General features: G+C 68.7%; 18 protein-coding genes and 2 pseudogenes. 8 read left to right on the forward strand and 12 right to left on the reverse strand.

Features of this window, described 5'->3' with window-relative positions; genetic code table 11:
* Positions 1–324: 324 nt before the first annotated feature.
* Positions 325–1,599, reverse strand: coding sequence for an ArgE/DapE family deacylase (locus STSP_RS27145; protein ID WP_067283309.1), 1,275 nt, complete (start codon positions 1,597–1,599; stop codon positions 325–327).
* A gap of 171 nt (positions 1,600–1,770) precedes the next feature.
* Between STSP_RS27145 and STSP_RS27150 the strand changes: the two genes are divergently transcribed.
* From STSP_RS27150 to STSP_RS27165, 4 genes are all read left to right on the forward strand, one after another.
* A complete protein-coding gene (locus tag STSP_RS27150) occupies positions 1,771–2,208 on the forward strand; it encodes an Lrp/AsnC family transcriptional regulator (RefSeq protein ID WP_067283311.1) in 438 nt (145 codons plus the stop codon).
* Between the two features lie 243 nt (positions 2,209–2,451).
* Positions 2,452–2,577, forward strand: a complete 126-nt coding sequence (locus tag STSP_RS40820; protein ID WP_269801056.1) for a hypothetical protein — start codon at positions 2,452–2,454, stop codon at positions 2,575–2,577.
* A 254-nt stretch (positions 2,578–2,831) separates the two neighbouring features.
* Positions 2,832–3,734 (forward strand): SCO2400 family protein, encoded by a 903-nt coding sequence (locus STSP_RS27160; RefSeq protein ID WP_067283314.1) that lies wholly within the window; start codon positions 2,832–2,834, stop codon positions 3,732–3,734.
* Positions 3,735–4,266: 532 nt separating this feature from the next.
* Complete coding sequence (locus tag STSP_RS27165) at positions 4,267–4,566, forward strand: GYD domain-containing protein (protein WP_232789810.1); 300 nt, start codon at positions 4,267–4,269, stop codon at positions 4,564–4,566.
* A 156-nt stretch (positions 4,567–4,722) separates the two neighbouring features.
* Here STSP_RS27165 and STSP_RS27170 read toward each other — a convergent pair whose 3' ends face one another.
* The gene (locus STSP_RS27170; RefSeq protein ID WP_067283317.1) at positions 4,723–5,775 is read right to left on the reverse strand and encodes a rhamnogalacturonan acetylesterase; all 1,053 of its coding nucleotides are present in this window, start codon (positions 5,773–5,775) and stop codon (positions 4,723–4,725) included.
* 199 nt (positions 5,776–5,974) lie between these two features.
* Here STSP_RS27170 and STSP_RS27175 point away from each other — a divergent pair, with 199 nt between their 5' ends.
* On the forward strand, positions 5,975–7,705 hold the full coding sequence (locus tag STSP_RS27175; RefSeq protein ID WP_067283318.1) for a rhamnogalacturonan lyase B N-terminal domain-containing protein: 1,731 nt from the start codon (positions 5,975–5,977) through the stop codon (positions 7,703–7,705).
* 6 nt (positions 7,706–7,711) lie between these two features.
* Here STSP_RS27175 and STSP_RS27180 read toward each other — a convergent pair whose 3' ends face one another.
* Genes STSP_RS27180 through STSP_RS27190 form a run of 3 tightly spaced genes read right to left on the reverse strand, consistent with a single transcriptional unit; the run spans position 7,712 to position 11,514 of the window.
* Complete coding sequence (locus STSP_RS27180) at positions 7,712–9,124, reverse strand: RICIN domain-containing protein (protein WP_067283320.1); 1,413 nt, start codon at positions 9,122–9,124, stop codon at positions 7,712–7,714.
* Between the two features lie 15 nt (positions 9,125–9,139).
* Complete coding sequence (locus STSP_RS27185) at positions 9,140–10,213, reverse strand: glycoside hydrolase family 43 protein (RefSeq protein WP_067283321.1); 1,074 nt, start codon at positions 10,211–10,213, stop codon at positions 9,140–9,142.
* The gene (locus STSP_RS27190) at positions 10,210–11,514 is read right to left on the reverse strand and encodes an MFS transporter (RefSeq protein WP_067283323.1); all 1,305 of its coding nucleotides are present in this window, start codon (positions 11,512–11,514) and stop codon (positions 10,210–10,212) included. Before STSP_RS27190 ends, STSP_RS27185 begins: the two co-directional genes overlap by 4 nt.
* A gap of 184 nt (positions 11,515–11,698) precedes the next feature.
* On the opposite strand from STSP_RS27190, the gene STSP_RS27195 reads away from it, so the two are divergent.
* The 3 genes from STSP_RS27195 to STSP_RS27205 all read left to right on the forward strand — a co-directional run bounded on the left by STSP_RS27195 (position 11,699) and on the right by STSP_RS27205 (position 16,672).
* Entirely contained in the window at positions 11,699–13,837 is a 2,139-nt protein-coding gene (locus STSP_RS27195) for an autotransporter (protein ID WP_408646365.1), read from the forward strand.
* A 461-nt stretch (positions 13,838–14,298) separates the two neighbouring features.
* A complete protein-coding gene (mmuM, locus tag STSP_RS27200; protein ID WP_067283324.1) occupies positions 14,299–15,276 on the forward strand; it encodes a homocysteine S-methyltransferase in 978 nt (325 codons plus the stop codon).
* 301 nt (positions 15,277–15,577) lie between these two features.
* On the forward strand, positions 15,578–16,672 hold the full coding sequence (locus STSP_RS27205) for a LacI family DNA-binding transcriptional regulator (protein ID WP_067283326.1): 1,095 nt from the start codon (positions 15,578–15,580) through the stop codon (positions 16,670–16,672).
* Positions 16,673–16,963: 291 nt separating this feature from the next.
* Here STSP_RS27205 and STSP_RS40435 read toward each other — a convergent pair.
* The 7 genes and pseudogenes from STSP_RS40435 to STSP_RS27235 form a co-directional block, all read right to left on the reverse strand.
* Positions 16,964–17,375, reverse strand: a pseudogene (locus STSP_RS40435) (tyrosine-type recombinase/integrase); the annotation flags it as partial.
* Positions 17,376–17,397: 22 nt separating this feature from the next.
* The gene (locus STSP_RS27215) at positions 17,398–18,090 is read right to left on the reverse strand and encodes a class I SAM-dependent methyltransferase (protein ID WP_198547443.1); all 693 of its coding nucleotides are present in this window, start codon (positions 18,088–18,090) and stop codon (positions 17,398–17,400) included.
* Positions 18,087–19,167 (reverse strand): annotated as a pseudogene (locus STSP_RS27220) (transposase). The gene STSP_RS27215 and the pseudogene STSP_RS27220 overlap by 4 nt, the downstream one beginning before the upstream one ends.
* 142 nt (positions 19,168–19,309) lie before the next feature.
* Entirely contained in the window at positions 19,310–19,477 is a 168-nt protein-coding gene (locus tag STSP_RS38685; RefSeq protein ID WP_408646366.1) for an RICIN domain-containing protein, read from the reverse strand.
* Positions 19,478–19,574: 97 nt separating this feature from the next.
* The gene (locus STSP_RS27225; protein WP_232789811.1) at positions 19,575–20,489 is read right to left on the reverse strand and encodes an extracellular catalytic domain type 1 short-chain-length polyhydroxyalkanoate depolymerase; all 915 of its coding nucleotides are present in this window, start codon (positions 20,487–20,489) and stop codon (positions 19,575–19,577) included.
* 499 nt (positions 20,490–20,988) lie between these two features.
* Positions 20,989–21,705 (reverse strand): GH12 family glycosyl hydrolase domain-containing protein, encoded by a 717-nt coding sequence (locus STSP_RS27230; RefSeq protein WP_067283331.1) that lies wholly within the window; start codon positions 21,703–21,705, stop codon positions 20,989–20,991.
* Positions 21,706–21,840: 135 nt separating this feature from the next.
* Positions 21,841–22,071 (reverse strand): hypothetical protein (locus STSP_RS27235; RefSeq protein WP_157902907.1); only part of this gene is annotated, 231 nt, incomplete at its 5' end.

Here is a 22,071-nt window from a genome sequence, read left to right on the forward strand (position 1 = left end):
TCTGTTTGATCGTGTGCAGGCAGGCGGCCCGGTCCACGATGGTGAGATGGCGGGTGTCTCAGGCAGCGCTTCTTTGACGGGACTGGCCTTGGAGAACATCGGTACAGCCTTGGTGCTGAGATTGATCATGGTTCTGAGCTGAGATGGCCCACAGCGGACACCGAGTAGATGGTCTCGGCGTGACCGCCAACATCTGCGCGTGTGCGGAGACCTCACGCGACTGTGTTCCCGGACGAAGCCGCTTGGGTTCCACCGGTCGCCTGGTCGGCGGAACCCGCCTGTCATGGGCTGGGAGCAGGCGGTAAGGGGACGGTGTTGGCGGTACTACTTGGTGCCGACTGCACGCAATGTGGCGAGCACCAGTGCTCGGGTGACGGTGACGATTTCGCTGATGTGGACCTGTTCCTGCGGGCCGTGCGCGAGGCGTACGTCGCCGGGGCCGTACTGCAGTGTGGGGATGCCCGCCCCGGAGTACAGCCGCAGGTCGCTGCCGTAGGGAGCGCCTCGCTCCGGCGGTCGTGGGCCGCCTGTGACGTCGGCGTGCGCGTCGCCGACCAGGGCTGCGAGCGGGTGTCCGGCGTGCAGCCGTCCGCTGGCGAACTGGCCTCCGGGCCACGTCACCGTGGCGGGGTGAGAGCGCAGCCACGGATCGTCCGCGCAGGCTTCGGCCACGCACGCCTCCAGTTCGGTGCGTGCCTGGGCCGGATCCTCGCCCAGCCGGACGCCCAGTCTTCCCTCGGCCACCAGCAGGTCGGGCACGCTGCTGGCCCAGTCGCCGGCCCGAACGGTGCCCACGGACAGCGGGTAGGGGATGGGGTATTCGGCCACCAGGGGGTCGGCGCCGGTGTTGCGGCGGGCTTCGAGACGGGCGAGCGCGCGGTGGATGGGCAGGTAGGCGTCGACGGCGCTCATGCCCGCGTACCGGGTGCTGCCGTGGGTGGCGCGGCCGGGTACCTCGATGCGGAAGGTCAGGGCGCCGGCGTTCGCGGTCATGAGGGCACCGCTGGTCGGTTCCGTGATGATGCAGGCATCCCCGGTGTGGCCTCGTTCGAGGGTTCCGAACGCTCCAAGCCCTCCGTCCTCCTCGCTGACGACGAAGTGCGCGGACACCTGGCCACGCAGCTTCGAGCCCGCTCTCCGTATCGCGGCCAAGGCGGCGAGGATCGCCACCACCCCCGCCTTCATGTCGCACGCTCCCCGGCCATGCACTACGTCTGCGCCGACCCGAGGACGGAAGGGGTCTCCCTCCCATTGCGCCAGGTCCCCGGGAGGGACGACGTCGACATGGCCCTGGAGGACCAGGATCGGCCCGTCGCCCTGCTGCCGCGTGCCGCCCACCAGGCCCCACGCCTCCGTGCGCGGGGCTTCGCCGCCCGGGAAGCGGGGGTGCGCACGCAGCTCGGGCAGGTTCATGGACCACAGGTCGACATCGAGATCCAACCGCTCCAGATGCCGGGCCAGGATGTGCTGCAGCTCGGACTCCGCGGCACTCCCCGTCATGCTGGGAACGCTGAGGAGTTCCTGCAGAATCCGGACGATGCCCGCCTCGTCCACTGCGGCCAGCGCGGACGCTTCCCCATCGCTCACGTTCGCTGTCATCGAATCGCTCTCCCCGGCATGTGACATCAGGACAAGCCGGAGGCTACGGTTGCGACCACGACGCAAACAATCACCATTCACTGCGATCTACCATCGTTATCTTGCAATGATGACCGCTAAATAGCTTTTTATTGCGCCCTTGCCGCACCTGCTGACGTCTGGAGCAAAGTCGTGGACACCATCGACGAGGCGATCATCCGCTGCGTGATGCGCAACGCCCGCTCCACGTACGCCGAGATCGGCCAGGCAGCCGGCTTGTCCGCTCCCGCCGCGAAACGGCGCCTCGACCGCCTGGTGGCCTCGGGCGCCATCCGCGGTTTCACCGCTCTCGTCGACCCCCAGGCGCTGGCCTGGCACACCGAAGCGTTCGTCGAGGTCTACTGCACCGGCAACCCCACCCCCGCCCAGTTGCGCCAAGCCCTCGAAGACATCCCCGAAGTCGTCGAAGCCTGCACCGTCTCTGGAGCCGCCGACGCAGTCCTCCACATGCTTGCCCGAGACATCACCCATCTGGAACTGGCCATCCAACGGGTACGCGCCACCGCCCCCGTCGACCGGACCGAGAGCGTCATCGTGCTCTCCCGCCTGCTCAACCGGCCTCGGTTGTGACCACACAACCCAGGAACCACTCACGCTGGTGACTTGCCGACGGACCAGAAGCTGTTGATGAGACACATGTGGTAGCTCGCATAAACGGTGAGCTCGTCGTGCCGCACGAGGGGCAGCTGCACTTCGGGGAGCTGCAGCGCCGTGCCCGCCGCCGTGGCCGCAGCGCCGTCGAAGCCGCGGCCGAACGCCCCGCCTATCTGATCGTTTTCGACGTCCTGGAGACCGGGGACACCGAGCTGCCCCGTGCGCCCCGACCTGGTGGCGGAGTTCCTCGCCGCCACCGCCGTCGACGAGGGCGTCTTCCGTCACCCCGCGCGCTTCCTGCGGCTGCGCGGGCTGAAGGTCACGGGGGCATCCGTGGCCGAGTGACAGTGCGTCGCCTGGCCCTGGTCATGAGAATGCCCAAGGCCCGGCGACGACACCGTCACCTGCGCACCCATCGTGACTGCCCCCGGATCACAGCCGTCCAGAAGCGCCACAGTCGAGCAACCTTTGCACAAGCGTCACAAAGGCTACGCAAACCCTTCGACTGGTGTCGTTAGCGTTGCTGCGCGTTCGATCCGCGTGCGAACTGAACAGCTCGCCGGTGCCCTCGAGGGCGCAGACAGCACAGAAAGATCGCGATGGACTACTGCTCCTCATGCCGCCGGACCCTCAACGGGGCACTGGTGTGTCCCGGGTGCGGCGCATACGCGCCGGACATCGCCCCGCCCAGCCATCGCCACCCCGACAGCGCGACGACGATCGCGCCGCTGATCGAGACCGGTACCGCCTTCGGCGCCGAGACAACGCGCTTCCACGCCGACACGGAGGCCTTCGTCGCGGAGACGGCGGGCTTCCGTACGGAGACGGCGGGCTTCCGTGCCGACGCCTACGAGGGAGCGAGCGCGGAGGACGCGGCGGACGGCCCGGAGACTCCGGGAACCAGCGGATACGAGCACACCGCCCGTGAGGCGCAAGCGCCCGCGGGCCGTGCTGCCAGGCGTCGCCAACTGGCGCTATGGAAGAAGAAGCGGCGCCGTGCCGCCGTCGTGTCGGCGGTTGCGCTCGTCGGCGGCGGGCTGACGATCGCCGCGCTGCCGGACGGGCCGTCCGGCGGTCCCGCACAGGCGGCCTCCGCCCCGGACCCGGAGCCCTCGTCCACCACCGAGGCCGGTGACCCGACGGCGGCGCAGCCCGACGCCCGCGTCTCACGCGACCGGGACACCAAGGCCGACCGCCCCCGCACCGGCACCCTGCCGAAGACCACCACGCCCACGCCGACCGCCACGCAGACGACGAGTCGGCCCCAGCGCATGGCCGTACCCGCGCAACCCAGCGCCACGGGATCCCCGCAGCCGCGCACCACCCCGGCGACGTCGTCGGACGGCACGGCGGCCCAGCAGGGCGACACGGCACCACCCGAGGCGACCGCGACCACGCCGGCACCGGCAGAGGACACGTCGACGGCCAGCCCCTCGTCGCCGGCGGCGACCTCACCGACCTCACCCGTGCACGTCTGTCTGCTGGGCCTCTGCGTGGGCTGAATACCGCCGGCACGGATCGCGCGTGCGCGACAACACTCAGCGCATGTGCTGTGCTCGACACACTGCAGATGCGCTGATGACGCTGCTGACGTCGAGGGAATGCGCCACCGACGACGGGCGGGCGCAACGCCACCGATGGGCTTGCGCGCACAAATGGACCTACGAGACGGGCTCCCTTCGCCGGTATTGTCCGGATCAGGTGACTAGGGGTCGCCTTCCAGTCTTTGGATCTCTCGATCCTCCGACCTTCCGGCCTCTCAGCCCGACCGTCGACGTCGGCCTCAGCGGAAGCCGAAGCTTCTCGCCAAAGTCGGCTACAACGGTCGAACTCCCTCGCTCGTCCCGTAGGCCAATTTCTAGAATAACCCACCCTGGCCAGGATGAAAGACCCTAAATGGTGATTTTTTTCCCGAGTCTGGCGGCACCGCGGCGGCATCACCCATGAAGTTCCGTAAAGCCACGGAATAACTGAGGCACCTGCGATTCATGGGACCAACGCGAATGGTGAGAGATGCCGAAATATCTTTTCAGGGTGAAATTGACGGTGGACGGGCTGAAAGGCCTGCTCAATGAGGGCGGCACCGCCCGCCGTGAGGTCGTCGAGCGCATGATCGAAGGGCTCGGAGGCCGGCTCGAGTCGATGTACTGGGCCTTCGGCGACGAGGATCTCTACGTCACGGTGGAACTGCCCGGCAACACCTCTGCCGCGGCCCTGGGACTGGTGACGTCGGCCGCCGGCGGCGTACGCACGAGCACCGTCGTGCTCCTGTCACCCGAGGAGATCGACGAGGCGGTCCGGCAGAAGGTCGAGTACCGGGCGCCGGGCGCGTGACCGGCGCGTGACGCGTGCGTACGGTGTCCTGGCGTTCATGACGATGCTCAAGCCTTGAGCCCGTGAGCGGCCGCTCCGCCGTGACGGCTTTCGGAGCGGCCACTCCTCACCTCAGCGGCTCCCCGCGGGACTACTCCGCGGGGAGCCGTTGGTCGGCTAACCCGCGGTGACGCCCTGGTCCACCACCCTGTCGTCCACCAGCTGCTGAGCACGCAGCTCGCCCAGCACCAGCGCCGCGTACTCGGTGGCGCCGCGCACCGACGTGTGGGTGTTGTCGCGCTTCTCGTTGTAGAGGTACAGCGCCTTGGAGGTCTCCGGGCCGAGCTCCTCGACGCGCTGCTTGGTGAGCGCGGTCAGATCGATCAGCGGGACGTCCACCTCGTCGGCCAGCGACCGCATTTCGGCCGGGAGGTCGACGCCGAGGCCGTTGACGATGAGCGCCGTGCCGTTGTTCAGGGTGCCGTCGGAGTTGAACCAGCGGCGCACGATCGGCGTGACGAGGACGGGCGTACCGCCCGCCTCCCGCACGGACCCGATCATGGTGGTGAGGTTCGCGCGGTAGACGTCCCTGGGCGTCTGCTTGTCGTTGTGCGCGAGCTGGATCAGCACCAGGTCGCCGTGGCGTACGCGCTCCAGGGCGGCCGGGAACAGCGCCGGATTGTCCAGGACGGACTGCGAGCCCTCCCCGGAGTCGGCGTAGTTGGCGACGGCGATGCCGCGCCGCAGGTACTGCGGGAGCTGCTGGCCCCAGCCCGAGTACGGGTCGCCGGGCTGGTCGCAGACGGTGGAGTCGCCGACGAGGACGATCTTCCGGGTCATCGGCGCGGGAACCACCTTCACCGAGTCGAGCTTGGGTGAGGCGCCGCCGACGTACAGGTCGAGTCCGGGGCTCCCGGCCGGGCCGGTGGGCTCGCCCTCGGGGGTACGCACGTCGACGGTGACGGTGCGTCTGACCTTCTCCCCCGCCGCCGTCGCCGTCTCCGTGAGCAGCGCCCGGCGGGTCTCGGCGGTGACGGAGGTGCTCCCCGCCTCGTCGCCGCCGAGGGTGAGGGTCACGGTGTAGGTGCCGGGGGCGACGTCGGCGTGGCAGACGACGGGAGCGGTGCCCGTGCAGTCGGCCGTGATGTTGTCGGCGTGGGCAACGGGTGCGGCTCCCAGCGCTGTTGCGGCGGTCAGGGTGGCCAGCAGTGCGGTACCGGCTCGGCGCATGACTGTCTCTCCTCAGGCGGCTCAGGCGTCGGGGAAGGGTCTGACAGATCGTTCGCCGGGACCATACGCCGTTGAAGCAAGCGCTTTCTAGAGGGCGAACCGGACGTCTCGGTCAAGGAACCTTTTTTCTCGCGGCAACCTCTTCCCGTCCGACGGCGACCAGAGATCGTCGCGCACCCCCCACAGCGAGGAGCCCACTATGTCGCAGCACAGACCCTCAGCGTCGCCCCATCGTGAGCCCGCGCCCGGCGAGGTACCGTCCCATCGCCGCGTCGGTCGCCGGAAGTTCATCATCGGCGCCGGCGCGGCGGCCGGAGCCGCAGTCGCCGGCGGCACCGTCCTCGCGCAGCAGGCGAGCGCCGCCACCTTCGGCTGGTCCGACGACGGCTCCCACTACGTGATAAACACCGGCGCGAACCTCGTCTTCAAGGTCAGCAAGAGCAACGGCGACCTGACATCTCTCGTCTACCGGGGCACGGAGTACCAGGGCTACGGCGGCATGAACTCGCACATCGAGTCAGGCCTCGGCAGCTCCACCGTGACGATCAGACAGTCCGGCTCGACGATCCTCGTCTCCGTCGCCTACGGCACGCTCCGGCACTACTACGCGGCCCGCAGCGGCGAGAACAACGTCTACCTGTGGACCAACAAGGCCGACACGTCGGTGTCCGCGACCCGCTACATCCTGCGCGTCAGGAAGGGCCTGTTCCTCAATGACGAGCCGGACTCCTACACGTACACGAACAGCACCGTCGAGGCGTCGGACGTGTTTGTGAAGGCCGACGGCCAGACCCGCTCGAAGCACTACTCGAAGCGCCGAGTGATGGACTACGACTACATCGGATGGTCATCCGGGGGCGTCGGCCTGTGGATCGTGCGCAGCAACCACGAGAAGGCCTCCGGCGGTCCGTTCTACCGCTCCCTGCTGCGGCACCAGAGCGCGGACGGCGGCGGCCTGTACGAGATCCTGTACTACGCCCAGAGTCAGACGGAGGCCCAGCGCTTCGGCCTCCAGGGCCCGTACGTCATCGCCTTCACGGACGGCGGCGCGCCCTCCTCGTCGCTGTTCCCCGGCACGCTCACCACGCCGTGGGCGGACTCGCTCGGCATCTCCGGGTACGTGCCGGCGAGCGGGCGGGGCAGGGTCGCGGGCGTCGGCATCGCGGGCCGGAACACGTCGTACCCGTACACCGTGGGGCTCGCCAACTCGGCGGCACAGTATTGGGGATCGGCCCGCGCATCGGACGGCTACTTCTCCATCGGCGGTGTGCTGCCTGGGACGTACACCCTCACCGTCTACAAGGGCGAACTGGCCGTCCACACCACCTCGGTGACCGTCACCGCGGGCGGCACGACCACCCTCAACACGATCACCATCCCGTCCTCGAACGACCCCGGCAACGCGAGCGCCATCTGGCGGATCGGCGACTGGAACGGCACGCCGAGCGGCTTTAAGAACGCGGAGCTGATGACGTACGCGCACCCGTCCGACGCCCGGGCCGCCTCATGGACCGGCAACGTGGTGATCGGCAACGGCGGCGAGACGTCGGCCTTCCCCTGCTACCTCTGGAAGGACGTCAACAGCGGGATCATCGTGTACTTCAAGCTGACCGCGGCGCAGGCCGCCGCCGCGCACACCCTGCGCATCGGCGTGACGACGGCCTTCTCGAACGGCCGGCCGCAGATCGTGGTTAACGACACCTGGACGTCGGCGATCCCCTCGCCGCCCACCCAGCCGAGCACGCGGTCCCTGACCTGCGGCTCGTACCGGGGCAACAACCACACGTTCACCTACAGCATCCCGGCGAGTGCCTGGCGGACGGACACCAGCCAGTACAACACCCTGAAGATCAACGTGGTGAGCGGCTCGGGGTCGACGGGCTATCTCAGCGCGGGCACGTCGATCGATGCGATCGACCTGCTGCCGTAGAGGTCGTCATGTGCCGCGCGTCCACTGCTGGTTGGTTCCTCCGTTGCAGGTGTAGGTGATGATCGCGGCGGAGTTGGCGGTGGACGCGCCGTTCACGTCCAGGCACTCGCCGGTCGCGCGGGACTTGATGTTCACGTAGGAGCCGGTGGTGGTCACCGACCACTGCTGGTTGGTCGCGGAGGCGTTGCAGTTCTCCTGCGTGACGTCGGTGGAGTTCTCCTGCACGCACAGGGAGCTGTTGCGGACCATCAGCTGGTAGTAGCCGCTGCCGACGGACTTGAACCAGTACTTCTGGTTGTTGCCGCCGTTGCAGTCGTACTGCTTGATCTGGGCGCCCTGCCACAGCGACTGGCTGGTCACGTCGGCGCACTTGGAGGAGTGACGCGCGATCAGCGTGTTGTACGTGGCGCTCGTCCCGGTGACCGTCCCGGCGGCCGTGTCGACGGTGATCTCCGGGGACCAGGACATGGACATCGAGGTGGAGGTGGGGAAGGTCAACGGCAGCCAGACGTAACGGGAGTCGTTGACGGTCCCGCCGAAGGAGTTGCCCCAGCGGTCGCCCATGTAGAGGTATGCGGTGCCCGACGTTCCCTGCACGGGAAGGACGTACGTGGTCTGCGAGCCGTACGCCGTGGAATCGCCGATGTTCGTCATCGCTGACCAGGGACCGGCGAGGTTCGTCGCGGTGGCGTACTGCTGTTGGTTCGGGTTCCAGCCGGTAGCGCCCGACGTCAGCATGAAGTAGACGCCGTTCCGCTTGAACAGGGCCGGGGCCTCGCGGTGGCCGCCCGGCCAAGGGTTGGCGACCAAGCTGTCGATACCGGTGTAGTCGGCCGTGAGGCGGTAAATGTGCAGGTCGTAGTTCTCACGGGCCGCGGAGATCATGTAGCCGGTGCCGTCGGTGTCCACGAAGACCGTGATGTCACGGGACATGTGCTGGCCCAGCGGGCGGAAGCTGCCCTGCCAGGTGTAGTTCCCGTCGACGGTGTCGGAGACCGCGACGGCGGCGCGGGCCTCGCTGTAGTCGGAGCCGTTCTCCTTGTGCATCCACATCACGAACTTGCCGGTGGACGCGTTGTACATGACCTTCGGCCGCTCGATGTTGGCGACGGCGAGTTCGGGGTCGGTGGACTGGGTCAGGACGTGGTTGCGGAACTCCCAGTTCTTCAGGTCGGTGGAGCGGTAGGCGTCCACGTACCGGAAGGTGTTGTCGGCGTTGCGGTGCTCGCCGAACCAGTAGTAGTACGAGCCGACCTTGATGACGCCGCCGCCGTGCGCGTGGACGGCGGCGCCGGACGTGTCCGTGAACTGCGTGCCGTTGGTGATGGTCTGCGGTGCCGCCGAGGCCGGGCCTGCCGTCGCTAACGCGGCGGCGACGGCACAGCACAGGGCGAGGAGGATCGCATACGCACGTCTCATCTCAGGTGCTCTCCTTCAGTGAGTGGCGGGCGAGGTCGCACCGTGGACGGGGGTGTCCGCGAGCGGGACACCGAAGTCCGGGGTGCCGTCCGCGTTCCAGCCGAGCGGCTGGATGCGGGTGTGGCGGTTGGGGTCGTCCAGCGGCTCGCCGGTGATCTCCTTGTACTGGCGGGCGTGGTAGACGAGGACGTCCGTGCGGCCGTCCTCGGCGACGGTGAAGCAGTTGTGGCCCGGCCCGTACTGCTTCGTCGTCTCGTCGCTGGTGAAGACGGGCGTCGGCGACTTGGTCCAGGACGCCGGGTCCATCAGGTCGCTGTCGGCGTCGGCGGTGAGCAGTCCGAGGCAGTAGTGGTGGTCGGTGGCGGACGCCGAGTAGGTCATGAAGACGCGGCCGTTCCGCTGGATGACGGACGGTCCTTCGTTGACCTTGTGTCCGATGCACTCCCAGTCGTACTCGGGGGTCGTCAGCCGTATCTGCGGGCCGGTCAGCGTCCAGGGGTTGGCCATCGCGGAGAGGAAGACGCCCGTGTTGTTGTCCATGCCGGGCTCGTGCTGCGCCCAGGCGAGATAGCGGGTGCCGCGGTGGGTGAAGGTGGTGGCGTCGAGCGAGAAGGTGTCCCAGGCGGTGGTGATCTGCCCCTTCTCCGTCCAGGTGCCCTCGAAGGGGTCGGCGCTGACGTTCTCCAGGACCCAGATGCGGATCTTCCACTCGTCTTCCGCGGGCGCGGCGGCGAAGTAGATGTACCACGTGCCGTCGATGTGGTGGATTTCGGGCGCCCAGATGTGGGCGCCCATGTCGCCGCTGGTGTGGCGCTTCCAGATCACCGACTCGGGTGCGCCGGTCAGGCCGCGCAGCGTGCGGGAGCGGCGCAGGATGATCCGGTCGTACTCGGGGGCGGTGGCGGTGAAGTAGTAATTGCCGTCGGTGTGGCGGTGGATGTGGGGGTCGGCGCGGTGGGCGACGAGGGGGTTGGCGTAGGACGTGTCGGCGGCGCCGGCCTCGCCGGCTGCCGACACGGTGGTGAGGGCGCCCGCGGCCGGGGCTTCCTTCCGCACCGATCTGTGACCGGGGTCTTCGCTGCGGCTCATACGGTCTGCCTTTCCGGGCGGGGACTGGTCGGAACGGAAGCACGAGGGGTCAGCGCGCGGCGCAGCAGCGGGACGGCGAGCAGCCCCAGGACCGCGACCGCGAGCAGGAACATCAGGCCGGTGAGGGCGCTGCCCGTGGAGTCGACGACCGCCGCGATACCGAGCGGTCCGAATCCGCCGCCGAGGTTGCCGACCGCATTGACGGCGGCGATACCGGCGGCCGCCGCCGCGCCGGTGAGGAAACGCGGAATGAGCGCCCAGAAGGCGGGCTGCGCGGCGTAGCCGCCCACGGCTGCCGCGCACAGGCCGAGCATCTGGACGATGGGCGAGCCGAAGAGCGCGGCGACGGTGAACCCGGCGATGGTCAGGGCGAGCATCGCGGCGATCCACAGGTACGGGGTGTCATGGCGGGCCACGAGGCGCGGCACCACGACGAGGCCGACGGCGACGCACACGTACGGGACGGCGGAGACGAAGCCGACCTGGGTGGCCGTCAGGTCACCGAACCCGTCGATGATGGTCGGCAGCCAGAACGACAGCCCGTAGGTGGAGAGCGGGAAGGCCAGGAAGAACACCGCCGCCGTCAGGACGCGCCGGTCTTTGAGCACCGAGAGCGTGTGGTGCGGCTGCGCGCCCGCCTCCGCCTGCTCGGCGGCGAGCACGCCGGTCAGCCAGTTCTTCTCGTCCGGGGCCAGCCAGCGCGCCTGCTCCGGCCCGGCGGGCAGCAGGGTCAGGACGAGCGGAGCGACCAGCACGGCGGGGATGCCGGTGGCGAGGAACACCCACTGCCAGCCGTCGAGGCCCCACGTCCCGTCGAGGTCCATCAGCGCGCCCATGAGCGGATTGCCGATGATGAACGACACCGGGGCCGCGAGCATGAACGCGCCGATGGCGCGGCCGCGGTGGCTGCCGGGGAACCAGCGGGACAGGTAGTAGAGGACCCCGGGGAAGAACCCGGCTTCGGCCGCGCCGAGCGCGAAGCGCGCCAGGTAGAACTGCCACGTGGTCTCCACCAGCGCGGTGGCGACCGTGACGAGGCCCCAGGTGACGAGGATGCGCGCGATCCACCGGTGGGCGCCGACGCGGTGCAGCATGAGGTTGCTGGGCACCTCGAAGATCGCGTACGCGGTGAAGAAGAAGACCTGTCCCAGAGTGAACGCGGTGGCGCTGACGCCGAGTTCGGCCTGAAGTTCCAGTTTCGCGAAGCCGACGTTCGAGCGGTCGATGTATGCGATCACATACAGCAGCCCCAGGAATGGCAGCAGTCGCCAGGCGGCCTTGCCCAGCACGTTGCGCTCCATTGCGCGCATCTCCTCACGTCAGCGGTTCGAGAGCGGTTCGATATCCCGAACGGCATCTGTTATTCCGAACGCCGAAACGGTAAGGGCGCGTTAACACGAGGTCAACGGGTCGGAAGCGACGATGCTGTGCAGATTCTTTTCGCAGATTTCTGTTATCGGTCCGGCGCGCCTCCGTCTCCCGAGCGTGAACAGCAATGCCCGTAAGGCAGTAGCAGGAGTGGCGGCACTGGCGGCGATCGTCGTCACGACGAACGTGGTGGGCACGGAACCGTACGCGGTGGCGGCGCCCGCGGGGGCGCAGGACGTGACGGCGGCGGTGCTCGCCGACCGGGACGTGACACTCGCCGGGGACGCCGTGGTGACCGTCCCCGCCGGGACCACCACCTACGACGGCGTGTTCCGCGGCGAGGGCACGCTCACGGTGCGGGGCACCGGGACGCTCGTGCTGACCAAGGACAGCGACTTCACGCTGCCCAAGTCCCGTCAGCGGCAGAAGGTGAGCATCCTCGGCGGGAATCACCCGTACGTCACCACGACCGATCCCGATCCGCCGGCGATCACGGTCGAGCGCGGGGCGACCCTGCAGTACGGCAACGGGGGCACGACCGGGTTGATCGGCCACTTCCCGTACAACACCCCGGCGTTCCGGCTCAACCAGGACAACATCCGGGTCGACGGCACCCTGCGGCTGTCGCTGACGAGCGCCTACAACCTGGGCACGATCAGCGGCTCCGGACTGATCACCCAGCCGCGCTTCCTCTGGGGCAGCTGGGCCCTGTCGGGCACCCACTCCTTCTCCGGGGTGATCGACAACGGCACGCAGCTCAACGCCGGCGCGCCGGAGTTCGCCACATCGCTGCCGAACGTGCGCAAGGTCCTCAACCAGGGCACCTGGACCGTGGACACGCCGCTCGGTCAGACCGTCACCATGGGCATGGACTTCTACCAGCGCGAGTACGGCAGCGACATCAACGTCCAGTCCCGGCCGGGCAGCAAGGTCGTCCTCACCGGCCAGTACAGCTGGTCGAACCAGGGAGGTGACACCAACCCCTCACTCAGCGACCCCGCCCTGAACTGGACCCCCGCGCGGAAGAACGTCAACAAGCGCGGCACCAACATCAAGGGCGCGAACGTCCAGTGGGGCGACGGCACCACGAACAAGATCTTCATGCCGGGCACGGCCGAGACGGTCTACATCAACCTGCTGGCAGCCAGGTTCCGTTCGCTGCTCACCTTCGACTACAACGGCCCGGTAACGCTGGGCGCGCCCATCGGCGGCGGCGTGTTCCACGACACGCTGTCCGCCCCCGGCGCCGGCGACATCGTCATCAAGGGGACGAAGGGCAACGACGTCACCTTCGCCGCCGTCCAGTACTACAACGGCTCGACGACCGTCCAGAAGGGCGCGGTGCTGCGGCTGGGCAGCGGAAAGCCGGGCGGCGACGGCGGGCTCTACACGAAGGGCGATCTCTACAAGGTGGTCAACGACGGCTCGCTGGTGCTCCGCAACACGGCCAAGCCGCTCGTCCTGTCCAAGATCAGCGGCAGCGGCTCCCTCACGCAGTCGGGCGCCGCCACGACGACGCTGAGCGGCGATGTGACGTACACCGGCACGACGACCGTCACGAAGGGCACGCTCGCTCTCGCCGGGAACACCACGCTGGCGCGCAGCAAGGCGATACGGCTGACGGCATCCGGGGCGCGCCTGGACGTGCGGCAGGCGGCGGGCGGCGGGCTGCGCGTCGGCCGCTCCCTCACCGGGACGGGCACCGTGGCGGGCTCGGTGACCAATGAGGGGCGTGTCGAAGGGTCGCTGACGATCACCGGCGATTACGCGCAGGGCGCCGACGGCGAGCTGGTCGTGCGTACGGGCGAGAAGCCGCTCAAGGTGGGCGGCCGGGTCAAGCTCGCCGGGAAGCTCGGCAACGCGACGGCCGGGAAGAGCACCGGAGAGAAGCCGGCGAGCAAGATCACCCTGATTTCCCACACCGGCAAGTCGAAGACCACCGGGACCTTCACCGGTCTCCGGGAAGGCGCCACCGTGAAGGTCGCGGACACCAAGTACCGCATCAGCTACCGTGGTGGCGACGGCAACGACGTCGTGCTCACCAAGGCCAAGGCCGCCGCCGCCTCGCCGTCCGCCGGGGCCCGCTCGGGCGACGCATCGTCGGCGACCCAGCCCGCACAGAACGCAAGCGAGAGCACGCGCGCGTGGTGGCCGCTGACGCTGATCCCCGTGCTGCTGGGCGCACTGCTGCTCCCGGCTGTCAGGCGCTGGCGCACGGGGAGGCGGGGCGGCGGGCGGCACGCGGCAGCGAGGTGACGACCGACAGGGCGGGCGGCGCTCCGGTGCTGTGACCAGCGGCGCTCCGGTGCTCTGACCGGGCGCCGCCCGCTGCTGCGTCGGCCTCTCTGCGTCGGCCTCTCAGCGTCGGCTCTGCTGCGTCAGCCCTGCTGTTGACCGCTGGTCTGTTGCTGACTGCCCGGGGGCGCCGCCCGGCCCGCCGCCGCAGCCACCGCCAGCGCCACCGCCCGGACCGCCGGACGGCATCCCGGACGGCGCACCGCTCGGCATGTCGGACGGCTGGCCCGAGGGCGCTCCTGTCGGCTGGCCGGAAGGCGCTCCCGACGGCATCCCGGAGGGAGCGCCGCTGGGCGCACCGGAAGGCTGCCCACCTCTACGGGGAGTTCAGCAACGGGCCATAGGTCCGGGCTGTGGCGCCCCTGGGAGCCCCATGAGAAACAGGTGAAGATCAGCGCCGAGGCTTCGACTAACTTCGAAGCATGACCAGGTCCACCTCCCCTTCCCTCGCCGAAGCCCTGGCCGCCGGCACGGTCGTCCTCGACGGCGGGCTGTCGAACCAGCTGGAGTCCGCGGGTCACGACCTCAGCGACGAACTGTGGTCGGCGCGGCTGCTGGCCGAGGACCCCGAGGCGATCGTCCAGGCGCACCTCGGCTACTTCGAGGCGGGCGCCGATGTGGCGATCACCTCCAGCTACCAGGCGACGGTCGAGGGGTTCGCGAGGCGCGGCATCGAACGGGAGCGGGCCGCCGAACTGCTGGCGCTCAGCGTCGGACTGGGCCGCGAGGCCGCCCGGCGCGCGCACACAGGGGGCGCGCAGGCCGGTGGCGCCGGACGGCAGCCGGTCGAGCGGCAGCTGTGGGTGGCCGCGTCCGTCGGCCCGTACGGGGCGATGCTGGCGGACGGCTCGGAGTACCGGGGGCGCTACGGGCTGACCGTGGAAGAGCTGGAGCGCTTCCACCGGCCCCGGCTCGAGGTGCTGGCCGCGGCCGGGCCCGACACCCTGGCGCTGGAGACCGTGCCGGACGCCGACGAGGCACGGGCGTTGCTACGGGCCGTCCGAGGGCTCGGTGTACCGGCGTGGCTGTCGTACAGCATCGCCGGGGACCGGACGCGGGCAGGTCAGCCGCTCGAGGAGGCGTTGGCGCTCGCCGCCGACGCGGACGAGATCATCGCGGTCGGCGTGAACTGCTGCGCTCCGGACGATGTGCACCACGCGGTCGAGACCGCCGCACGGGTCACCGGGAAGCCAGTTGTCGTCTATCCCAACAGCGGCGAGAGCTGGGACGCCGAGGCACGGGCCTGGACCGGCCGTTCGACCTTCACCGCCGAGCAGGTGACGGGCTGGCAGCAGGCCGGCGCCCGCCTCATCGGGGGCTGCTGCCGGGTCGGGCCCGACGCGATCACTGCGCTCGCGGCCACGATCGGCGGGCGGCGGCCAGAGGCGCGCTCCGTCTAGGCCGTGCGCCACTCCCCCGGCATGAACACCTCCGACGTAGCCTGGAAGTGGACTCGGGGACGCTCTCTCATGGCAACCGGTTGCTAACCCGTTGCCGCACGTGGCACAAAGGCATGCAGCGCAGCAACCCTCCGCCACAACCGTCGCCCCACCGAGAGGACTTTCGAGGTTCCGCACCTCTCGCCCACAGGGGCCCGCGCTGCTAGCCTCCGTTCGGGAACCGGTTGCAGAGCCTGCCGAGGCCGCCCTTATCAAGGTCGCCAAGGTTCCCACCGTGGAAAAGGGGGACGTCAGCCGGGCCATGACCAGGAGAAACGCCCACGCACAGGGCCGACACACAATCCGCGACGTCGCGGCCCGGGCCGGGGTCTCCGCGTCCACGGTGTCCCGTGTGCTCGCCGGCGACTATCCGGTGAGCGCGGCCACCCGTACCCGGGTGATGCGGGCCGTGCGGGCCCTCGACTACGTGGCCGACGCCCGGGCCAAGGCCGTCGCCGGGGCCGGCACCCCGACCCTGGCCTTCGTCCTCGACGACATCACGGGCCCGTCGTTCGCCCTCATGGCGCACGGTGTGGAGCGCGAGGCCACCCGGCTCGGCCACCTCTGTCTGGTGTGCAGCACCGAAGGCGACACCGAACAGCAGCTCGCGTTCGTGGAGATGATGCGCGCGCAGCGCGCCGCCGCGGTGATCCTGGTCGGCGGCGCGGCCGACACCCCGGAGTACCGGGACAGCATGACCCGTATCGCCGAGTCGCTGCGGTCGGTCGGCTCACGGCTCGTGCTGTGCGGCCGCCCGCCGCTCGGGCACGCGGCGCCCGTGACGGTCATCGAGTACGACAACGAAGGCGGCGCCCAGGCCGTGTGCGCCCACCTCCTCGCCCGTGGCCACCGCCGCATCCTGCTGCTCGCCGGCAAGCCCGGCCACTCCACGTCCGAGGGCCGCGCCCGCGGCTACGCCGAGGCCCACCGCACCCTGGGCCTCGACCCCGACCCGGCGCTCATCGTGGCCGGCGACTTCACCCGCGACTCCGGCTACCGCCGCACGCGCCAGGCCCTCGCGGACGGCCTGGAGTTCACGGCAGTCTTCGCCACCACCGACATGGTGGCGGCGGGTGCGCTGACCGCCCTGCACGAGGCCGGCCTCGACGTGCCCGGCGACGTGTCGCTGGCCGGATACGACGACATCCCCTTCGCCCGGGACCTGCACCCGGCCCTGACCACGGTGCACGTCCCGTACGAGGAACTGGGCCGCCTCGCCGTGCGCACCGCCCTCGGCAGCGACCCGGACGGGCCGTACGAACACCTCCTGCTGGGCACGCATGTGGTGGTCCGCGACTCGGTGCGCGACCTGAGGGCGAGCGCCGGTGGAGCTGATTCCGGCGCGTCCGGGGGCTGATCCCAGCCCGGGCTGATACCAGCCGTCCAAAGTCTGGTTCCAGCCCGTCCAAGTCCTGGTTTCAGCCCGTCCGGGGGCTGATTTCAGCCCGTCCGGCGCTTGAGGACGAACCCGAAGGGCGACGGGGGTCTGGGGGCGAAGCCCCCAGCAGCCACCCAGGGCAGGTCACATATTGATCCTCTGAGCAGGAGAAGGAAATCAAAAGCCCCTGGCCAGCGCCTTTGCCGCCGGACAGGGCTTCTGTCGCCTGCTTGGGCCGTCTCTGGGCCGTCAGGCGATTTCGTCAGGGTGCCGGAACACCGCATCGACGGCTCGCCGGGTCCGATCCTGACTGCTGGGCATGAGGTGCGCGTACACCCTGAGCGTCAGTGCAGGGTTCGCGTGCCCCAGGTACTCGCTGACGGCCTTGATGCTCTCCCCAGCGGCGAGCAGGACCGAGGCGTAGAAGTGCCTCAGTGCGTGCATGCCATGTTCCCGAGCCGCCTTGTGCCGCACTCCTTTCTACGGCTCGGGGATGACGCCAGCAGCGGCGAGAGCGGGCTTCCAGGCGTAATCGTTGAAGGTGGTCCGCCGGTCCGCGGATCAACTTCACCTGCCGGACGACGTGCAGGATGCCGGTCTCGAAGCTCAGCGCGTCCTCGGCAAGCCCGAGGATCTCGCCCTGTCGCAAGCCGCATCCGGCCCCGACGTCGGTCATGGTCTGACCTGTGGATCTTGAGCTGCGTTCAAGTCAGCGTGGGCTTGCTGGCGAGGATCTGGACCCCCGTTGACTCATGCCCGTTCATGGTGGACACGGTGATGGTCCGGGTGTCGATGGGTTCGAACCCGGCGAGCAGGGTGGAGAGCCACTCGCGGGAGTGATGGCGGCAGACCGCACCATCACCGGTTTCGAACACGCCATACCTGCCGTAGTGCTGGGCATAGCGGCTGTAGCGGCTGCGGTTGCGTTCGTCATCTTGCAGCAGAAGGTCGCTGATGTAGAGGATCCCGCCGGGCTTGAGGATGCGGTTCAGCTCGGCGATCAACCGGTGCTGGGCTTCATCGTCGGGCACGCAGGTCAGCACGGCGAAGAGCAAGACTGCGTCAAAGCCTGCGCCCGGGTAAGGCGAGACCGGTGGTGCGTCCAGGACTGCAAAATCCATGGTGGGATGCAGGCGGCGTGCCCGGTTGATCATTCCCGGTGAGGTGTCGACGCCGGTGAGGTTGCCGAAGCCGTGCTGTTCGAGCTCCTCCATGGTGCGGCCGTATCCGCATCCGTAGTCGAGGATCGCGACGTGCCTGCTGATCCCCTCGAGCCAGGGCAGATGGAGTGGGTGGGTGAACGTCTTCGTGCCCGCGGCGGCATCCCAGTAGGGAACCTGGCTGTCGAGGTCGGACATGGCGGATGCCTCCCTGGGTGGTTGGCTGAAAGCGGTCATGCTGCCACGGTGGTGGGTCGCTCGACGAGCCTGCCGCGTTCGAAGCGGGCTCCGGCGCGGACGAGGGCGACGAGGTGGGGTGCGTTCACCGCGCCAGCGGGCCTGGGCGGACTCCACGAGCTTGAAGACCATGGCCAGGGCGGCGGTGCGGGAGCCAGCACCGCGGGTGACCTTGGTCCGCAGCCGGACGGTGGAGAACGTGGACTCGATCGGATTCGTCGTGCGCAGATGGATCCAGTGCTCGGCGGGGAAGTCGTAGAACGCCAGCAGCTCGTCCACGTCGTCAGTGATCTTCTTGACGGCCTTGGGGAACTTCGCCCCGTAGAGCTGGGCGAACGTCTTGGCCGCCGCCTCGGCGTGGTCGCGGTCTTCGGCGTTGTAGATGTCCTGGATCGCCTTCTTCGCTCCGGGCTGCGCGGACTTCGGAAGGGAGTCCAGGACGTTGGCCGTTTTGTGAACCCAGCACCTTCGAGCCGTCGGCGCGGACCCGACGAGGACCAGGACGCAGGCTTTGGCCTCCTCCAGACGGACGTTGAGGTGGATGCCGTCGGCCCACACGTACACGTAATCGACCTCGGACAGGTCGCGGTCCATGAACGCGGCGTGGTCGGCCTGCCACTGCTGGGTGAGGCGGGTGACCGTCGCCGGGGAGAGCCCGGCCGCGCTGCCAAGGAACTGCTCCAGTGCCGGGACGAAGACCCCGGAGGACAGTCCGTGCAGGTAGAGCAGCGGCAGCACCTCGCTGATCTTCGGCGACTTGCGGCACCACGGCGGCAGGATCGCCGAGCTGAACCGCTTGCGCTCACCCGTCTCGGCATCGACGCGCTTGTCGTTCACCCGTGGGGCCTTCACCTCAACCGCACCGGCCGCGGTAGTGACCTTCCGGGGCTGGTGGTAGCCGTTGCGGACCACGAGCCGGCGGCCGGTCTCGTCCCGCTGCTCGGCCAACTCGGCTATATAAGCGTTGACTTCGGCCTCCAGAGCCGCCGCGAGCATCCGCCGGGCGCCCTCTCGGACGATCTCGTCGATCAGGGAGCCGTTCGGCGTGCTGCCGTCGTCGTTGACTACGCTGAGCACGGGCGTGCCTTCCCGACCGGTGCTGCGAACACCGGCCTACTCGATGACCATCAATCGATCACTCGGGAAGGTACGCCCTTCGCACGCTCCCCGAGCTCGATCCACAGGTCTTGAGCATGGCCCGCGCACCCGGAACCGGGGACTACTGCCGGACCCATTTCCGGCCGCTGCCACCGTTACAGTTCGAGATGCTGACGGCGGTGCCGTTAGCTGTGCCCGCGCCGATGTCGTCGAGGCACAGTCCGGACTCCGCGCCGGGGACAGTGCCATCTTTGTTGAGCCGCCACGGTTGGTTTGGCACCGCCGTCACAGTCCCAGACGTTCAGTTGGGTGCCGTCGGTCCGGTTGGTTCCGGCCACGTCCAGCGAACGGTTTGAGCCCACGCCCAGTGACAAGCACCTATCGACCTAGGGTGCCAGGCCCATGAACTTCAGGGCCAGCAGTGCCATACCGGGTTTGGGCAACTCGTGGCCGTACCCCTGGAAGCTGTTGGCCTCGACCGGTGGTTGCGTGCTGGCGTTACCGTAGCGGGTCCTTGTCCAGATCGACTGGGGCTGGTCGGTGAAGACCGGGGTTTGGCTGACACCGAGGACGTTGGTCCACTGTTTGATCTCTTCGCCGAGGTTGTGGTGGTTGAGGCCGGAGTCCTCGGTGCCGTGCCACAGTTGGATGCGCGGCCGTGGCCCGGTGTAGCCGGGGTAGGCGGAGCGGACCAGGTCGCCCCACTCCTGCGGGGTCTTGGTGATGTTGCCTGTGGAGCAGTCACTGTTCCAGCCGCGGAAGGTGCCGGTGTAGAAGCAGTGGTACGGCACGCCCATGAACGCCGATCCGGCTTTGAACACGTCCGGGTAGTCGGCGAGCATGACGTTGGTCAGCATCGCGCCAGAGGAGATGCCGGTCATGTAGACCTGGTGCTGGTTGGCGCCGCGGTTCGCGATCTCCCACCGCACCATGGACATCACGCCGGCCGGGTCGCTGGAGCCGTCGTGCTTCAGCGCGGCGTCCGACGCGACGTCCCAGCACTTGATGTCACCGGTGATCGAGGGGTAGACCACGATAAATCCGTACTGGTCGGCCAGTGACGCGAATTCGGTGTAGTTGTACATGTCAGGGCCGGAGCCGGTGCACCAGTGCGCGACCACGAGCACGGCCGGATGACGGGGCAGCTTGGCCGGCACGTACTCGTACATCTGGAGGTTCGTGGGGTTGTAGCCGAAGTTGTCGACCCGGGTCAACGTCGCCGCTGACGCCGGTGATGCGAACGCCAGGCTGCCCGCTATGACGCTCAGGGCCACGGCCGCCGCTGTGGCTGCCTTCCTCAACCACCTTCCAGTCCTGCCGACGTGTGTCGCCCGCGCCAGGCTGGCGGCCGCGACCGCGAATCGACGTCGTTGTCTGCTCATGCTTCCTCCAACGTGCGGATTTGTTCACTGGCGGCGCTGTCCGCCGATGCCTGCTCGGTGTGGTCGGATCAGCGTCCGGCTTCACGAAAATCTTGGAAGAGCCGCTAGTCATGGCCGCCGTCAGTTCGAGCAGGCCATAGAGAAGACGCCCACCGTGGGGCCAGGTCGACCCTGGCCCGGCGCATCAGCTCGTCGTCCTCCTTCCAGACCGGCTCGTCCCACTGCTCCGGGTTGTAGTCCTTTCCGAACGGCGAGCCCGTCCAGGCGGTCGGTGAAGCAGCGTGTGGTCATGACGATGCCGCCCTACGGAGAGGCTGGCGCTGCTCCCGGGCCGCCCGACCCTCCGTACGGAGAGTCGGGCGGTACTTCCCGGCAGAGGGCGGCCGGTCACTGGTCCGCCCTTCTGCTTGTGGCGGCGTCAGAAGCCCGCGGTGCCCCAGGAGTGGGCGGTGTAGTCGCCTGGCCCGAATTCCCAGCCGGCCATGATGCTGTTGAGGTAGTGGTCGTTGGTGTATATGCCCCTGTTGAGGCCGTAGTTGAAGAACGGGGTGAGGCTGCCGGACCACCAGCCGGACCTGCTCCTGTCCAGGAAGCTGAGGGTGTGGTCGCCGTTCGGCCAGTTGTACTGGTAGATGTCCCAGGTGCGGCCGCCGAGGCTGACGTTGGTCGCGGTCGGGACCGCGTTGCCGTTGCCGTCATAGGCGTTGGCCAGCGGCTGTGTGTTGTACCAGTCGAGCCAGATCATCAGCTCGGCCCTGGAGTTGCGGTCGGTCGGTGCGGGGGTCGGGTCGATGAAGATGTCGTACGTGGCGTTGTAGCGCGAGCCGGACTTCGGGTACGCCGACTGGCTGAACCACGTCGTGTTGTTGGGGCTGATGGCGCTGAGCTTCTTGGGGAGTGTGGTCACCGGGGACGTCCAGCCCCAGTCCTTGCCGTTGACCATGGCGACGAAGCCGGTGCCGGTCGAGGAGTTCACACCCCAGGAGTTGTCGTTGGCGTACCACGTCGAGGCGTTGCCGCCGGTCGAGTAGTGCTTGAACCAGTACGTCGATGACGCTGCCACTGCCGAGTTCGGCAAGGTGAAGACGAGAGCCAGAGCCGCGAGAAGCGCCCCCCAGCCGATACGGAATTTCATCAGCCCTCCGGAATGTGTGCTGAGTGGGGGATCACACAGGAGAGGAGAAGTCGGTCGTCCTGCCCTGACGGCAGGGCCACGTCGGTCTCCCCTTCGGGACGGCAGGTGCGGAACGAGGCGACCGGGAGTCGGATCTCACTCCGGGTCGCCGTAGATGACTCCGCGTCCGTTGGTCCCGAAGTAGACGCGGCCGTAGACCCGGGGGTCTCCGGTCATGGTGTTGCCGGTCCAGGCGAACTGGTGGCGGTCGTCGTTGATGCGGACCCAGGTCCGGCCCGCGTCGTCGGACCGGAAGATGCCCCGCACACCGCCGATCTTGGAGCTGGTGTAGACGGCGGGGTACGTGGCACCGGGTGCGGCCTTGCC

This window comes from Streptomyces jeddahensis, assembly GCF_001642995.1.
Classification (GTDB): Bacteria; Actinomycetota; Actinomycetes; order Streptomycetales; family Streptomycetaceae; genus Streptomyces; species Streptomyces jeddahensis.

Coding starts and splice junctions, on each gene's coding strand:
- STSP_RS27145 (WP_067283309.1), bottom strand. CDS start 1,599: ATGACAGCGAACGTGAGCGATGGGGAAGCGTCCGCGCTGGCCGCAGTG.
- STSP_RS27160 (WP_067283314.1), top strand. CDS start 2,832: ATGGACTACTGCTCCTCATGCCGCCGGACCCTCAACGGGGCACTGGTG.
- STSP_RS27170 (WP_067283317.1), bottom strand. CDS start 5,775: ATGCGCCGAGCCGGTACCGCACTGCTGGCCACCCTGACCGCCGCAACA.
- STSP_RS27175 (WP_067283318.1), top strand. CDS start 5,975: ATGTCGCAGCACAGACCCTCAGCGTCGCCCCATCGTGAGCCCGCGCCC.
- STSP_RS27180 (WP_067283320.1), bottom strand. CDS start 9,124: ATGAGACGTGCGTATGCGATCCTCCTCGCCCTGTGCTGTGCCGTCGCC.
- STSP_RS27185 (WP_067283321.1), bottom strand. CDS start 10,213: ATGAGCCGCAGCGAAGACCCCGGTCACAGATCGGTGCGGAAGGAAGCC.
- STSP_RS27190 (WP_067283323.1), bottom strand. CDS start 11,514: ATGGAGCGCAACGTGCTGGGCAAGGCCGCCTGGCGACTGCTGCCATTC.
- mmuM (WP_067283324.1), top strand. CDS start 14,299: ATGACCAGGTCCACCTCCCCTTCCCTCGCCGAAGCCCTGGCCGCCGGC.
- STSP_RS27205 (WP_067283326.1), top strand. CDS start 15,578: ATGACCAGGAGAAACGCCCACGCACAGGGCCGACACACAATCCGCGAC.
- STSP_RS27215 (WP_198547443.1), bottom strand. CDS start 18,090: ATGACCGCTTTCAGCCAACCACCCAGGGAGGCATCCGCCATGTCCGAC.
- STSP_RS27230 (WP_067283331.1), bottom strand. CDS start 21,705: ATGAAATTCCGTATCGGCTGGGGGGCGCTTCTCGCGGCTCTGGCTCTC.